Source organism: Syntrophales bacterium (genome assembly GCA_035363115.1).
Lineage (GTDB): Bacteria > Desulfobacterota > Syntrophia > Syntrophales > PHBD01 > PHBD01.
Window position 1 is genome coordinate 297,825 of sequence record DAOSEM010000002.1, and the last position, 13,806, is coordinate 311,630.

At 59.2% G+C, this 13,806-nt stretch carries 12 protein-coding genes; 5 read left to right on the forward strand and 7 right to left on the reverse strand.

From position 1 onward, the window contains the following. Positions 1-9 precede the first annotated feature (9 nt). From PLO63_06810 to PLO63_06820, 3 genes are all read left to right on the forward strand, one after another. Entirely contained in the window at positions 10-786 is a 777-nt protein-coding gene (locus PLO63_06810; GenBank protein HOI73843.1) for a FecR family protein, read from the forward strand. A gap of 105 nt (positions 787-891) precedes the next feature. Continuing rightward, a complete protein-coding gene (locus PLO63_06815; protein HOI73844.1) occupies positions 892-1,443 on the forward strand; it encodes a hypothetical protein in 552 nt (183 codons plus the stop codon). A gap of 103 nt (positions 1,444-1,546) precedes the next feature. Further along, a complete protein-coding gene (locus PLO63_06820) occupies positions 1,547-2,344 on the forward strand; it encodes a hypothetical protein (GenBank protein HOI73845.1) in 798 nt (265 codons plus the stop codon). Between the two features lie 77 nt (positions 2,345-2,421). Here PLO63_06820 and recJ read toward each other — a convergent pair whose 3' ends face one another. The 5 genes from recJ to PLO63_06845 all read right to left on the reverse strand — a co-directional run bounded on the left by recJ (position 2,422) and on the right by PLO63_06845 (position 8,982). Next, the gene (gene recJ, locus PLO63_06825) at positions 2,422-4,161 is read right to left on the reverse strand and encodes a single-stranded-DNA-specific exonuclease RecJ (protein ID HOI73846.1); all 1,740 of its coding nucleotides are present in this window, start codon (positions 4,159-4,161) and stop codon (positions 2,422-2,424) included. Positions 4,162-4,315: 154 nt separating this feature from the next. Beyond that, positions 4,316-5,506: an acyl-CoA dehydrogenase family protein gene (locus PLO63_06830; protein HOI73847.1), complete on the reverse strand. Its 1,191-nt coding sequence runs from the start codon at positions 5,504-5,506 to the stop codon at positions 4,316-4,318. A 571-nt stretch (positions 5,507-6,077) separates the two neighbouring features. Beyond that, complete coding sequence (locus PLO63_06835; GenBank protein ID HOI73848.1) at positions 6,078-6,239, reverse strand: hypothetical protein; 162 nt, start codon at positions 6,237-6,239, stop codon at positions 6,078-6,080. 72 nt (positions 6,240-6,311) lie between these two features. Beyond that, complete coding sequence (locus PLO63_06840) at positions 6,312-7,829, reverse strand: acetyl-CoA hydrolase/transferase C-terminal domain-containing protein (protein HOI73849.1); 1,518 nt, start codon at positions 7,827-7,829, stop codon at positions 6,312-6,314. A gap of 430 nt (positions 7,830-8,259) precedes the next feature. Next, the gene (locus tag PLO63_06845; protein HOI73850.1) at positions 8,260-8,982 is read right to left on the reverse strand and encodes a hypothetical protein; all 723 of its coding nucleotides are present in this window, start codon (positions 8,980-8,982) and stop codon (positions 8,260-8,262) included. A 441-nt stretch (positions 8,983-9,423) separates the two neighbouring features. Here PLO63_06845 and fusA point away from each other — a divergent pair, with 441 nt between their 5' ends. Beyond that, the gene (gene fusA / locus PLO63_06850) at positions 9,424-11,511 is read left to right on the forward strand and encodes an elongation factor G (protein ID HOI73851.1); all 2,088 of its coding nucleotides are present in this window, start codon (positions 9,424-9,426) and stop codon (positions 11,509-11,511) included. A 121-nt stretch (positions 11,512-11,632) separates the two neighbouring features. After that, positions 11,633-12,346: an AAA family ATPase gene (locus tag PLO63_06855; GenBank protein HOI73852.1), complete on the forward strand. Its 714-nt coding sequence runs from the start codon at positions 11,633-11,635 to the stop codon at positions 12,344-12,346. A gap of 135 nt (positions 12,347-12,481) precedes the next feature. Here PLO63_06855 and PLO63_06860 read toward each other — a convergent pair whose 3' ends face one another. Together PLO63_06860 and PLO63_06865 are read right to left on the reverse strand one after the other, a co-directional pair. Next, positions 12,482-12,928 (reverse strand): NUDIX hydrolase, encoded by a 447-nt coding sequence (locus PLO63_06860; protein HOI73853.1) that lies wholly within the window; start codon positions 12,926-12,928, stop codon positions 12,482-12,484. Positions 12,929-13,064: 136 nt separating this feature from the next. Further along, positions 13,065-13,745, reverse strand: coding sequence for an HAD family hydrolase (locus PLO63_06865; GenBank protein ID HOI73854.1), 681 nt, complete (start codon positions 13,743-13,745; stop codon positions 13,065-13,067). Positions 13,746-13,806: the final 61 nt, after the last annotated feature.

Sequence of the window (13,806 nt, forward strand, 5' to 3'; positions counted from 1 at the left end):
GAGGAATGTATGAAGCAGGTCTGGATTCGCTGCCTGGTCGTCATGGCCGTCCTGATGCAGTCTGTCGCTCCCGCGTCCGCGTTCGATGCCGCACGAGCGGGTCGGCTCGTTCTTGTCAACGGCGATGCCGAATTGATACGGGCGGGGACAAAGTTCAGACCGGATGTGCAAACCGGTTTGCAGGAGGGGGACATCATCCGGACGGGAAAGGATGGCCTGGTCAAGGGGATATTGGAAGATGAAACCGTGGTCACCATCGACCGGAACAGCCGTGTCGTCATGAAGAAATTCGTTCTCCGGGGGGGAATCCGGTCGGCGAAGATTTATGTCGAATCCGGTAAAATCACAGCCGATGTGAAGCGCTTCATGGGGGGTGGGAACACCTTCAACCTGGAGAGCCCGACCGCCGTTGCGGGGTTGACCGGGACGGTGATCGAATTTGCGGTTGTGATCGGTGCCGGAGGAGTGCCGACGACCACCGTGACCTGTCTGTCCGGGACTGCCGTGGTCATTACGGCAGCGGGATCCGTAACACTGGCGGCCGGACAGACGGCCGTGGCGGTTGCCTCCGCCGCTCCTGCGGTTACCACGGCGACTGACGCGGTCGCCGCGGCGGGAGCGGCCGGAGGAACGGCGGCAGCCGCGTCCATCGGCGCGGGAACCATTGCGGTCGGCGCGCTGGTTGCCGCTGCCGTGGCGGCTGCGGCGGTCCTGGTGTCCGGTGGAGGCGGCGGAGGCGGCGGTGCTGTTTCTGCGCCGACACATGCAACAACATCGCATCATTGAGACGGGACTGGAAATCCCTATCCAGGAAGGCCGTTTCCGATCCCCCATGTTTCTCCTCAGCTTCCGGAATAAGACGATATGGGAATGATAACGACCGGATGAATAGTGACCGAAATGGAGAGAGCGATGGGATTTGAGAACAAGACGGGAGGCTTCATGCTCCTCTTCCTGATGGCCTGCATCGTTCTGGATTTGATTTCATGCGGTATTGCACAGAAGAGGGTCATGATAACGGATGAGGAGCAATCCATCTTATCGGCGGCCGAGAAAACCTTCCTCTGCATGAGCGAAAAACGGTACGGAGAACTATGGGAAAGCATCAGCAGGAGATCAAAAGAAGCCGTTGTCAGGGATGTGCTCGATGCCTGCGATGTAATGCACATCCGGTGTGACGGGACGAAGCTTCGTATGAGTTTCGCGAATGAAGGGCCTGATGCGGTGATTTACTGGGAAAATTTCCTGGCCGCGTTCGACCCGAACTCCGTGATCAGGGAGAGCCGGTGGATGATGGGCAAGGCAGGCGCCGAAAAGGCGGAAATCATCGTCTTTCACAGAGACTCGGACAGGGAGGCCGTCCTGAAGGTTGTGAAGGAGGACGGTGTCTGGAAAATGGGACTGGAAGAGAGTTTTGGCGTCAGGAAACGGATGCTTTGGTAGAAACGGGACAACAGGGCGCAGCTTTGTAATTCCGAGGAGCGCGACAGGATGGAAAAGGACCGGCAGATATGCTATGGCTGGGAGCACCGCAAAGGAGGTTGCCATGATCAGAAAGATTCTTGCCATCTTGTCGTTCCTGCTGGTCGTTCCCGCGTTTATCGCCGTGGACGGAGTTCTCGCAGCCCCGGCAAAGTGGGGCACCATCATGTACGTTCATGAGAAGACGAACATCCGGGCCAAGCGAACAATCAATTCGGGTCTCAAAGGGCAGCTTCAGGCCGGTCAGGCGGTGCGGGCGGACTTCCCGGAGGACGACTGGTACGCCGTGTTCAAGCCGTCCGAGACGAGGCGCTCCGAGCGGTACGCTCTGGGCTACGTATACGCCCCGCGACTCTTCCCGGGTAAGGAGGGCGAGACTGTCTCCGCAGCGGGCACGAAGCCGAAAACCGGCGGCGATGCGGTGAGTGTTGAGGTGAAGTCCATCCGGTTCAAGGTCACAGCGGACGGAAAGGAATCGGTCCTGGTGGAGTTCAACCGTTTCTACATGCCGGCGATTTATTATGTCGAGGGGAAGGAGCCGAAGATCATTCTGGACATCACCAACACGACATCCATCCGGAAGGAATGGCTGGAAATGAAAGTGCAGGGCCAGATGATCCGGCGCGTCCGGGCGACATCCATTCCTGCCGGCAGTATCCTGCGGCTTGCCCTGGATATGGATCCCGCGAAAAACTACAATGCAAACCCCATTTTGTACCGGAGCGACAACACCTACGCGGTTGAGGTGAGTGAGGTCGCCGCCGCTCCGCCGTCCGGAACGGCTCCGGCGGCCGGTGCACCGGCCCCGAAGGCTTCCAGGGAGGCGACGCCGGCGTCGGCGGCTTCAACCGGTGGGAGATAACAGTACAGAGAATCGGTGACCGGACGATAAAGGCAGGCCCGCGGGCCTGCCTTTATTTTGTGCTGCGGGAGTGGATGTCAGTTCGACGACGTGATCGCCACATCGTGCATCTTGAGCTGAATGTCGGAGATGCCGCCCCAGGTGTTGATCTGGGGGGTGAAGGCGATGTCCACGGGAAGCCCGGTGATGGTTTCCAGGTAATGCCCTTTGCTGAACCAGATGGAGTTGCAGTTCGTTCCGCTGCTGCTGATCCGCATCCGCAAATGGTTATTGCCGACGACGGACGGGGACAGGACGTTGACGTTGCGCACGCAGAGGATGGGTTCGGGATTGCGGGCGCCGTACGGAGCCAGCGTTTCGATCTGGGAGAGGAGGTTGTGCGTGATGTCCTGGAGGCGGCATTCCGCGTCGATGACCGTCTGGGATACCATGTCGGATGCCTGGGTCTCTTCCTGAATCACCGATTCGAGGAGGGTTCTGAAATCGGGAATATGCTCTTCCCGGATGGAGATGCCCGCGGCGAATCGGTGGCCGCCATAGGAAAGGAGCAGGGAATCGCAGCGCTGGAGACCGCGGTAGATATCGAAATCGGCGATGCTGCGGCCCGATCCCTTGCCGATCCCGTCCTTGAGGCTGATCAGGATGGCGGGCCGATAGTAGCGATCGACCAGCCGGGAGGCCACGATCCCGATGACGCCGGGATGCCAGCGGGACGAGGCGAACACCAGGGACCGGGAATTCTTCGGATCCATGGTGTCTTCGATTTCCTTGAGGATTTCGCCCAGGATTTCCCGCTCGATGTCCTGCCGCCGCCGGTTGTAGACATCCAACTGCCGGGCCAGGGTGAGGGCCGTCTCCATGTCTTCCGTCATCAGCAGATTCACCGCGTCCCGGGGGGATGCGATGCGGCCGGCGGCGTTGATGCGGGGAATCAGGTTGTAGGAGGCCTTCGTGGAGTCGATCAACTGGCTGTCGATGCCGCAGACCTCCTTGAGCGCACGGATGCCGGCAGACCGCCCCTCCGTGATCAGGTCGAGGCCGATTTTGGCAAGGATGCGATTCTCGTCGATCAGGGGGGATATGTCGCCGATCGTTCCGAGCGCCACCAGGTCCAGGTATTGCCGGAGGTTGGGATAGGTGCTGCTGTTCCAGAAACCTTCCTCCCGCAGGACCCCCCGGAGGGCGATGAGGAAATTGAAGGCGATCCCCACTGCGGCCATGTCCTTGAAGGGAAAGGGACAGTCCGTGCGGTGGGGATTGATGACGGCGGCGGCATTGGGAAGGCTGGGGGGGACCTCGTGGTGGTCCAGGATGATCGTGTCGATCCCGAGGCCTTTCGCATAGGCGACTTCATCGGCATCGGAAATGCCGCAGTCGACCGTTACGATCAGGCTGATTCCCTGCGCTTTGAACCGGTCGATGGCGGTCCGGTTGAGGCTGTACCCCTCCCCGATCCGGTCGGGGATATGATAGGAAACGGAAGGATCGATGCGACGGAGGAATTTCAGAAGGATCACCACCGAGGTAATCCCGTCCGCGTCATAGTCGCCGTAGATGACGATGCTCTCCCGGTTGCGGATCCCCTTGACCAGGCGGTTCACGCCCTTTCTCATGTCCTTCATCAGGTAGGGGTTGTGGAGGTCCGTCAGGGAAGGGGAGAGAAAGCGCCTTGCGTCGTCGATCTCCAGGATATCCCTGCTGGTGAGGATCTGGGAAACGATGGGAGAGAGGCCGAATTCCGAGGACAGTTTTTCCTGAATGGCGGAATCCACTTCGGAGAGGCGCCAGCGGGTTATCGGGAGGCTCTTTGGCTGCATCATCCACTCAGGTAAGGAGTCAGATTCGTTAATAAAACTTTGATTCGTCTAACACACGGAGTCCGGACGGTCAAGGAAAGAGTGGAAATAAAGAAGGCCATGGCTTTCGCCATGGCCTTCCGTCCTCAAACCGGCAAATACCGGGATGTTGCGATTACAGACCGCTCTTGAAGTCGTCGCGCATCAGCTCGCGGGCGATGATCATGCGGCGGATTTCCGACGTGCCGGCGCCGATCTCCCACAGTTTCTGATCCAGGAAATGACGGGAAATGGCGTACTCGGTGCAGTAGCCGTAGCCGCCGTGGATCTGGATCGCGTCGAGACCGATCTTGGTTCCCATCTCGCCCGTGTACAGCAGGGAGGCCGCGGCCATCCGGTCGAGGTCCGTTCCCTTGCCGCCGGACTTGTTTTCCAGCGTGTCGCAGTAGGCCGCGGCGCTGTAGGCCAGCCACTTGCCGGCTTTGTAGCCGCAGTACATGTTCGCCAGCTTTTCCTGGATCGTCTGGAAGGAGGCGATGGGCTTGCCGAACTGCACTCTTTCCTTCGCATACTTCAGGCAGAGCTCGAGGCAGGTCCTCTGGCCGCCCAGGGTGCAGCCCGACAGCGTGATGCGCTCGGTGCAGAGGCCGCTCGTGAGGATCGCGACGCCCTTGTTCTCGCCGCCGATCAGGGCGGACTCCGGAAGTTCCATGTCCTCGAAGGTGATCAGGGCCGTGGGGGAGGTCCTCATGCCCCACTTCTTGATCTTCTCGCGCTTGCAGCCCTTGACCTTGTCGAACTCGAAGCAGAAAGCGCTGATGCCCTTGGGGCCGGCAGCGGGATTGGTCTTGGCGTAGAAAACCATGAACTGGGCGACGGGGCCGTTCGTGATGAAGATCTTGGAGCCGTTGATGATGTACTTGTCGCCCTTCTTCTCGGCCTTGGTGGCCATGGACATGGCGTCAGACCCGGCGTTGGGCTCGGTGATGCCGAGGCAGCCGATCCACTCACCCGTACAGGCCTTGGGGAGGACATATTCTCTCTGTGCTTCCGAGGCGTTCCGGCGGAAGTTGTCGAAGCAGAGGGTCTGGCTGGCGCCGACCGTCATGGAGAGGGCGTTGCTGACGCGGGCGATGGTTTCATACACAAGCAGGGTTTCCACGTAACCGAGGGCGGCTCCGCCGTACTTTTCCGGGAAGACGATTCCGTTCACGCCGAGGTTGCCCAGCTCCTTGAAGATCGTGGGGGGCATCTCGTCCACCTCGTACATGTGCTCCATCTGCGGCTCCAGCCAGGTCATGGCCCAGCGGTAAACCTGATCCTCCAGCATCCTTTGTTCTTCGGTAAATGAAAAATCTAACGCCATAACTCTTACCTCCCTTTTATTGAAGTGTGAAAAAAATCAAACCAGTGGCGGAACCCGCAGAAAAGCGGACAAATTGCACGGACAACCTGCCTCTCTTCATATATGCCGCACACTGGTTCCGGTTGCGGCTGCAAAACGGAGGCGCCGAAGCACCGTCCTCTTCTTTTCGGTTGGTCCATTTGTACATCAGTGGGAAGGATGAAACGCCGAGCGCTGAATCACATCTCCGGTTTGCTGTCCGAAGGGTGGCCGACCATTCCGTGCGGATTCGGATGTCGATGATCTCGGCGTGCATCTGTATTTCACAAGACCCGCTGATTTACAAGGGCAATCTTCCAGTTCCCGAATTTTTCAGGAAGATTTTGTAGGACTGTCCTCCATGCTGTTGTGACACGAAAAGCGGAAACCGTCGCGGGCCGGTTGCATGGATAGCCGTGGTTTGCCACAGCAAGTCTGTGAAAAACCCACTCCTTTCTCTTTCGATTCCCCCCTTTCATCATGATTTCTTTGCGATCCGGCATTTCGTCCGGGGATTCCCATTCTGTTGTTTCGTTGAAAATAATCCGCTTGTTCAGTCCGGAAATAGCTTCATATACCGGGCCAAAATGAGCATGAGGCCGATGATCCAGACGATATAGGCCCACAGCCGGATCTTGGAAAGCTTCTCCCGACGCCGCATGGCCTGGTCGAGTTTTTTCTCCCTTTCCATCTCTACGGGTTGCTTCGTTGCCATGAGATTGCAGCTCCAAGAAAATCCGCCCCTGGAGAGTCCTGACCGGTTCTCCAGGTGAGATAGAAGAATCCGTTACTTTCCGGTCTGGTACCCTTGGTCCCAGTCGTACCCCCAGACGGTGCTGCCCATGGATACCTTGTAATTCCGGCGCTCCTCGCATGACGGATACCGGCGTCCACCTCCCTCCGCCGGCATCATGGAGACAGGGAACTTCGGCGGCAGGAGGCCATTCTCACGGGCCTCCCTCTCCAGCCATTCCCGGTCATCCGGGTGGGCGATGGAGATGATCGCCGATGCTCGCTCGTAGCCACTCAGTCCTCGGAGGTTGACCATTCCGAACTCGGTGCAGACGTAGTTGGTGAACTGGGCCGGCACGTCCACCGTCGAGCCCTCCGGAAGGAACGGAACGATCCGGGAGGTGCCATGCTTGCTTCGGGAAGTCATGGCTGCCACGCCGCGGCCGCCCCTGGACTGGGCGGCGAAGACATGAAACTGGAAAAATCCGCCGGACGAGGAGATGGGTCGCTTCTCATAGAACCCCGTGGAAATCTGGCCCAGGAGGTCGACGGCTACGCAGTTGTTGATGGAGATCATATTGTCGATCCGGGTCAGGACATTCAGGTTGTTCGTGTAGTCGATGTCGTAGGCCGCCAGGGCCTGGTTACGGTGGATGGTTTCGTAATACCACTTCACGTCCACGGGGAATGCAAATGTCCAGACACTCTTTCCACGATCCAGTGTCTTGTAGGCGTTTGTGACCTGGCCGGACTCGATCAGCCTCATGAGGCCGAAGTTCAGCATTTCCGTGTGGATACCGAGATCCCGGAAGCCCGCATCTGCCAGCGCGGCGACGCAGGCCGAGGGCAGCGAGCCGATACCCAGCTGGATCACGTCCCGGTCCCGCATGATCTGCATGACGTTTTTCGCAATCTGCTGCTCCACGGGGCTTGGACGGATTGCTCGCTCGTTTACCTGGGGCCACCGGTAGCGCTCGCAGTCCACCTCGACCCAGTAGTCGATCTCGTCGATATGAATCGTATTGAAACGGCCGCTCTCCGCCCAGGGGTAGTCGGGGCGGACCTCGAAGACAATCTTCTTCGCCGTTTGCCGGAAGATATTGCAGTTGTTCGTCCCGTAGGACATGTTGAAATAGCCACGTTCGTCGGGAACCGTGACGGCGTTGAACCACCAGTCCATCCCGCGCTGTTCTTTCTCGCTGCAGGCGAACCGGTAGTGGTGGGCGTGCATGCCGTAAGCCCATCCCCACTGAGCCCAGTCAGTGACGTTGTGGGTGTCGCGGGCCTTGCGGTTCCAGGGGAAGAAGAAGAACTCGTGAATGGTGTGATATTCCTGGTGGGGATCGATCTGTTGGAGTTCCGGATGAGGATAGAACATCGCGTACATCCAAAACTCGATATTCCGCAACTGGCCGGAGCCGGGACCCAGCCTCCTGGCTACCGCCTCCGTGCAGACCGTGGAATCCCCGCCGGTACTTCCGTGATTGATCCAGTCGCCCGACTGGACCATGTCGGCGATCTGTTCCGGTGTCCGTTTCTTGTCCCGGATCTTCTGCTGCACCGGCGTAGTCATTCCGTTACTCCCGCAAAATCAACAACGCGACCGGAGCGGTATCAAGCGGACTTCACATGTGTGGAGGCGATGAATCCCATCGTTTCCTCACACGGTGCGCGGTGGCGGATCAATACTTCCCCGTCATATGCCGGACCGGTACTGGCTGCTGAACAAAAAAGGATGTCGTTAAGGAAAAACTTTTTTTACGAGAATGTCTCGATCCCCTGCCCGATCGGGCCATGAGCTGCGGAAGGCCCCCTGAAAACGAGTTCGAATAATCGGTAGAATAATTCGATAGTTACAGGATCCCAGCCGGGTGGGATGAGATTGCGGACAGTCTGTTATCAAGATTCGGTTCCAAATGCAACCATAAAGAGCCCGGAAATCCGCAAAAAAAGGGCGGGCCCTTCGAAGAGCCCGCCCTGATTTCTATAATCTGAAAGGTCTGCTACTTGATCACCGGCGGAGGGGTCCAGAAGACCTTCTTGCCATAGATCGTGTTGCAGACGACGGCGCCCGCCATATACACGCCATACCAGCCGGAGAAGACCAGCAGATAGCCGATGACCGGTTTCCATGTTTTTGGATCCCCGTACCAGCCCGTATCCATGCCCACGATCATCCAGAGGACGATGTCGATGACGACGACGAGCAGGAACAGACCGCTCTTGGCGTAAGCGGGTGTCACGGCGGTGAGGAAGCCGGCCCCGGCCATCCACATCCATCCCTCGATGTAGACCATCTTGCCGACTGCCGCTCCTACAGCCTTGCCGATGCCGGCCTTGGCTGCCGCCAGCTGTTCCGGGGTCAGCATCTTGATGTCCGCGACTCCCGCGGCCGCCATGGCTGCATCCATGGCTTCCTTGGCGGCTTTCGGACCGAAAATGAAACTAATGCTGTACCATTTTGCGAAAGTACTGATCGCCGCTGCTAACATGAAGAAGGCGGAGAAAAACAGGAAGACGTTACCGCCCGTGATGTTGTGATCTTTCAACTCCATAACCGCCGTTGTGTACTGGACGAGGCATCCCCCGATCAGCCACGCAGCAAGGAGAGGAAAGCCAGACAGGTCGACTTTTCCCATAAATACCGCGCCAAACCCGAAACACGCGACGGCCAGAGCACCCAGACCGGCGGGTCCCGGTGTAGCAAAACTGTGTTCATGCGCCATGAATGATTCCTCCTTTTTTTGTTTGTTACCGGCAATAATTGTTTTCCCCTTTTGTTTCCTTCCTCTCCTGATTCCGGTGCGGCATCCCCCCTTCCTAATTTGGCTTTTGGTTGCGTCAGATACGGCTTCACGATGCGAGTGCCTGGTAATCCCGCGGAATGGATTACCGCATTCGTGGTTTCTTTTGCCGATCCCGCGGGCCTCGCGGGATCCTTCGGAAGCTGTTTGTGAGAATGACTGGGAAGAAAATATTGCAGGGGTATCTAACACAAAGGATTTGCCTTTTGCAAGTTGAAAATCGATTTTCGGATTCCGAAAATATGATAAATAGTCCTTGACAATGGCTTTGCGAGAGGATAGAAGGCGCAACTTCACACAAAATACCAGGCGGGATGAACCCTCTCGGAGGGTTTTTTTGTTTATGGCAGGGATGGAAAGGCTATGACTACGGACATCGAAAAAGTAAGAAACATCGGCATCAGCGCCCACATCGACTCGGGCAAGACCACGCTGACGGAGCGGATCCTGTATTATACAAAGCGCATCCGCGCCATGCATGACGTAAAGGGAAAAGACGGCGTGGGGGCCACCATGGATTCCATGGAGCTGGAGAAGGAGCGGGGGATCACCATCGCTTCCGCGGCCACGTTCTGCCAGTGGAAGGGACACGAAATCAACATCATCGACACGCCCGGCCACGTGGACTTCACCATCGAGGTCGAGCGCTCGCTCCGCGTGCTGGACGGCGCGATCCTTGTTCTCTGTTCCGTCGGCGGTGTCCAGTCCCAGTCCATCACCGTGGACCAGCAGATGAAACGCTATCACGTGCCCTGTATTGCCTTTATCAACAAATGCGACCGGAGCGGTGCCGATCCATTCCGGGTCATCTCGCAGCTGCAGACGAAACTGGGGCACAATGCCGTGGCGATGCAGATTCCCATTGGCCTGGAGATCGATTTTGAGGGTGTGGTGGACCTGCTGACCATGAAGGCGCTGTATTTCGACGGCGAGCACGGGGAAGATGTGCGGGTCGAGGAAATCCCCCCGGAGCTTATGGAAACGGCCCGGAAGAAGCGGGAAGAGATGCTCGACGCGGTCTCGCTTTTTTCGGATGAGTTGACGGAAGCCCTTTTGGAAGGCGGCCTGGTATCGGAAGACATCATCCTGGAGGCTGTGCGCCGCGGCACCCTGGCCCGCCAGTTGACGCCCGTTTTCATGGGTTCGGCCTACAAGAACCGGGGTGTCCAGCCGCTGCTCGAAGCCGTGAACCGCTATCTGCCGTGCCCGTCCGATGTCGATAATCAGGCGCTGGACATGGATCATGAGGAAGCGCCGGTCAGCCTGTCCTGCGATTCGGAAAAGCCAACGGTCGCCTTCGCCTTCAAGCTTGAGGACGGGCCCTACGGGCAGTTGACCTACATCCGCGTCTATCAGGGAAGCGCTGCCCGCGGCACTACCGTAGTCAACGCCCGGAGCGGAAAGAAGGTCAAGATCGGCCGGGTGGTCCGCATGCACGCCGACCAGATGGAGGACATTGAGGCCGTGAACGCCGGGTACATCGGCGCCCTCTTCGGCATCGACTGCTCCTCCGGTGATACCTTCATCACACCCGGCGTGAATTACACCATGACGTCCATGTACGTTCCTGAACCGGTGATCTCCCTGGCCATCGTCCCGAAGGACAACAAGTCCCAGACCAACCTGTCCAAGGCCCTGGGACGCTTCACACGTGAGGATCCGACCTTCCGGACCCACGTGGACCAGGAGACCAGTGAGACAATCATCGAGGGGATGGGCGAGCTCCATCTGGAGATTTACGTCGAACGGATGCGCAGGGAATACGGCTGCGAGGTGACCACGGGCCATCCGAGGGTCGCTTACCGCGAGGCTATCACGCAGAGGGCGGACTTTAACTATACGCACCGTAAGCAGACGGGCGGCTCGGGCCAGTACGGGCGGATCGCCGGCTACCTGGAGCCGCTTTCGGAAGGCGACTTCGAATTTGTCAACGACGTGACCGGCGGATCCATTCCCACCCAGTTCATCCCTGCCGTGGAGAAGGGATTCCGGCTCTGCCTGGCCAAGGGGCCGAAAATGGAGTTTCCCGTGACGGGAATCCGGGTCGTGATCAACGACGGGGCCTCCCATGCTGTGGACTCGTCCGACATGGCCTTCCAGGCGGCGGCCCGGGGGGCATTCCGGGAGGCATACGGGAGAGCGAAGCCGATTATCCTGGAGCCGATCATGAAGGTTGTCGTCGAGACGCCGACGGAGTTCCAGGGGGCCGTCATGGGGCTGCTGAATCAGCGGCGCGGCATGATCATCGGCGCCCAGGACGAAGGGCCCCAGTGCGTCGTAGAGGCCCAGGTGCCCCTGGCGGAGATGTTCGGGTATTCGACGGTGCTCCGGTCTGCCACGCAGGGAAAGGCCCAGTTTACCATGGAATTCGCCGCCTACAGGCAGGTTCCCGTATCCGTGGCGGAGAAGATCGCGGAAGAGGTGGCCCAGCGCAAAAGGAGCGCCGCCTGAGATGAAACCGTGCGGGTCTGACGGCCGCCGGAAGGATTCTGCGGATTCATCCTCGGTCTGCGGGGAAGCGCGGGAAAGAAAGACGGCTACCATCATTCCGTGGAGGAGAAGGAGAAGTGTTATGACGATGCGGGAAGAGCAGATTCGGGAGAAGCTCCTGGGCACCCTGGCGGGGGAAGCCGAAGGCCTGCTGGAGGCGGGCCGGTTCGGAGCCGTTTTCGCCCATGCAGGGATCGGGAAGACAGCCCTGATGGTTCAGCTGGCGATCCGGGCAATGCTGCAGGGAAAGAATGTCCTGCATGTGAGTCTGCATGACCCTGTTCAGAAAGTGGCTCTCTGGTACGAGGAGCTGTTTCAGGATGCCGCGAGAAGGCAGGGGATGGCGGGAATGCAGCGCCTTTGGGAATCCCTTGTCCCCCACCGCTTCATCATGACGTTCCGCGTCGACGGATTCACCGTTCCCCGCCTGGCGGAGCGCCTGGAAGACCTGGCCGCCCAGGGAATCTTCCGGCCGGAAGTGGTGATCATCGACGGCTTTCCGTTTGAAGAGACCAGCCGTGAGGCCTTGGCCGACCTGAAGAACATGGCCGGCCTGGGCGGTTTTTACGGGTGGTTCACCGTTCACACACACCGCTACGAGACCCCGGAGGCCGATGGAATTCCCCAGCGGCTGAGACCGGTTTCCAGCCTTTTCGACGTGATCCTGGAAATGACGCCCGAAAAGGGGAGAATCCGCATCCGTTCTCTGAAAGGCGGCGGATTGACGTCCGAGGGGGGATCGTTGCTCCTCGACCCGGCGACCATGCTCGTCCGGGCGGAGGTTGCCGGGAGCTGAACCGGCCCGTACCGTGTAACGCGGATTCGGCGTCCCGCCAGGGAACGCCTGAATGCCTCTTTTCGTTTTGGCGACCAGCCGTTCCTGCGTCGGGCGGTCGCCTCCGCATCAAGATACGTTCGTGAATTCCAGGTCTTACTCTGCTTTCTTTTCCTTGAAATAGTCGGCGAGGATTTCCTCGTGGTCGAACGCCAGGGATGGCATGGTATCGCGCGTGAAGACGCCGATCTCTCCCGCGTCGTCGCCGGCCGCCGGTTTCCCGGACGCGCGGCCGACATAGACGGTTGTGATCGTGTGCTGCCTGGGATCCCGGTCCGGCCTCGAGTAGGTGTGGAGTTGGCGGAGCAGGGTGACTTGCAGTCCCGTTTCTTCCCGGGCCTCCCGGACGGCCGCCTCCTCCAGCGACTCGCCGTAGTCCACGAATCCTCCGGGGAGAGCCCAGCCGGGAGGCGGGTTCTTCCGCCGGATCAGGACGATCCCTTCTTCCAGTTCGATGATAATGTCCACCGTGGGGACGGGGTTGCGCCAGCACTCCTCGACGTGCCCGCAGGAGGGGCAGGTTTTCGCGGTCTTTGCGGCCATGACGGGGCATTTCTCCCTTCCGGCTTTTCAGGGCATAGATGGTGGATTCTTTGCGGGTCCGCTTCCGGTGTCTCCGGTTCAAATACCGCTGATGGTTTCATCCCGGGGCGTCGGCGTCCGCCTCTCTCTCCCTTCATTACAGGAGTTGCAGGAGATCCGGGGCCGAAGGAACAATGACATTGGCACCGGCCCGGAGCAGTTCCTCCCGTTTGCCTGAGCCCGTCAGAACCCCGACGGTCCGGGTGCCGGCCTCGCGGCCAGTCCGGATGTCCATGGGGTGGTCCCCTACCACAACGGCGCGGGCGGGTGCGATGCCCATTCTTGAAAGCGACTCCAGAACATGCCCCGGATCGGGCTTGACGCGTTCGGTTCCATCCCGGGGCAGGAATACATCACAGCAATCGGCAATATCCGGAAAAATCAGGGTGACGGCGGCCCCGCAGTTCCGAGTGATGATCGCACGTCGGATCTCCCGCTTCTTCATGCCCTCGAGCAGTTCCCGGACACCGGCAATGAGCGAACCATACCGGGCGGCCTGGATTTCGATAGCAGTGACGAGGCTCATCGCCTCCCGCTGGAACGACAAGGCATGGTCCGGGGATTTGCCCGTCAGCCATGCCCGACCCGCTTCGATGGTCTCCAGAACGAAAAGGCCGTCCAGAACCTCCGGGGGAATACCGGCATCCGCGGCGAGCTTTCTGACAGCCCCCCGCATGGCTGGGAAGTCGATGTTCAGGACGGCCAGGGTACCGTCGAAGTCGAAGACCGCTGCATCGGTTCCTCTCAGGATATCCCTTGGGTCCAGATCGCTTTCCATTCGAAATTCCTTCAGAAATCAAAGGGTATCCGGGCGAACAGCTCCGTCCCGCCGGTGCGTG

Bases quoted from the DNA above. Each gene is read 5' to 3' on its own strand.
- PLO63_06810 (HOI73843.1), top strand. From the start codon at position 10: ATGAAGCAGGTCTGGATTCGCTGCCTGGTCGTCATGGCCGTCCTGATG.
- PLO63_06820 (HOI73845.1), top strand. From the start codon at position 1,547: ATGATCAGAAAGATTCTTGCCATCTTGTCGTTCCTGCTGGTCGTTCCC.
- recJ (HOI73846.1), bottom strand. From the start codon at position 4,161: ATGCAGCCAAAGAGCCTCCCGATAACCCGCTGGCGCCTCTCCGAAGTG.
- PLO63_06830 (HOI73847.1), bottom strand. From the start codon at position 5,506: ATGGCGTTAGATTTTTCATTTACCGAAGAACAAAGGATGCTGGAGGAT.
- PLO63_06835 (HOI73848.1), bottom strand. From the start codon at position 6,239: ATGGCAACGAAGCAACCCGTAGAGATGGAAAGGGAGAAAAAACTCGAC.
- PLO63_06840 (HOI73849.1), bottom strand. From the start codon at position 7,829: ATGACTACGCCGGTGCAGCAGAAGATCCGGGACAAGAAACGGACACCG.
- PLO63_06845 (HOI73850.1), bottom strand. From the start codon at position 8,982: ATGGCGCATGAACACAGTTTTGCTACACCGGGACCCGCCGGTCTGGGT.
- fusA (HOI73851.1), top strand. From the start codon at position 9,424: ATGACTACGGACATCGAAAAAGTAAGAAACATCGGCATCAGCGCCCAC.
- PLO63_06855 (HOI73852.1), top strand. From the start codon at position 11,633: ATGACGATGCGGGAAGAGCAGATTCGGGAGAAGCTCCTGGGCACCCTG.
- PLO63_06860 (HOI73853.1), bottom strand. From the start codon at position 12,928: ATGGCCGCAAAGACCGCGAAAACCTGCCCCTCCTGCGGGCACGTCGAG.
- PLO63_06865 (HOI73854.1), bottom strand. From the start codon at position 13,745: ATGGAAAGCGATCTGGACCCAAGGGATATCCTGAGAGGAACCGATGCA.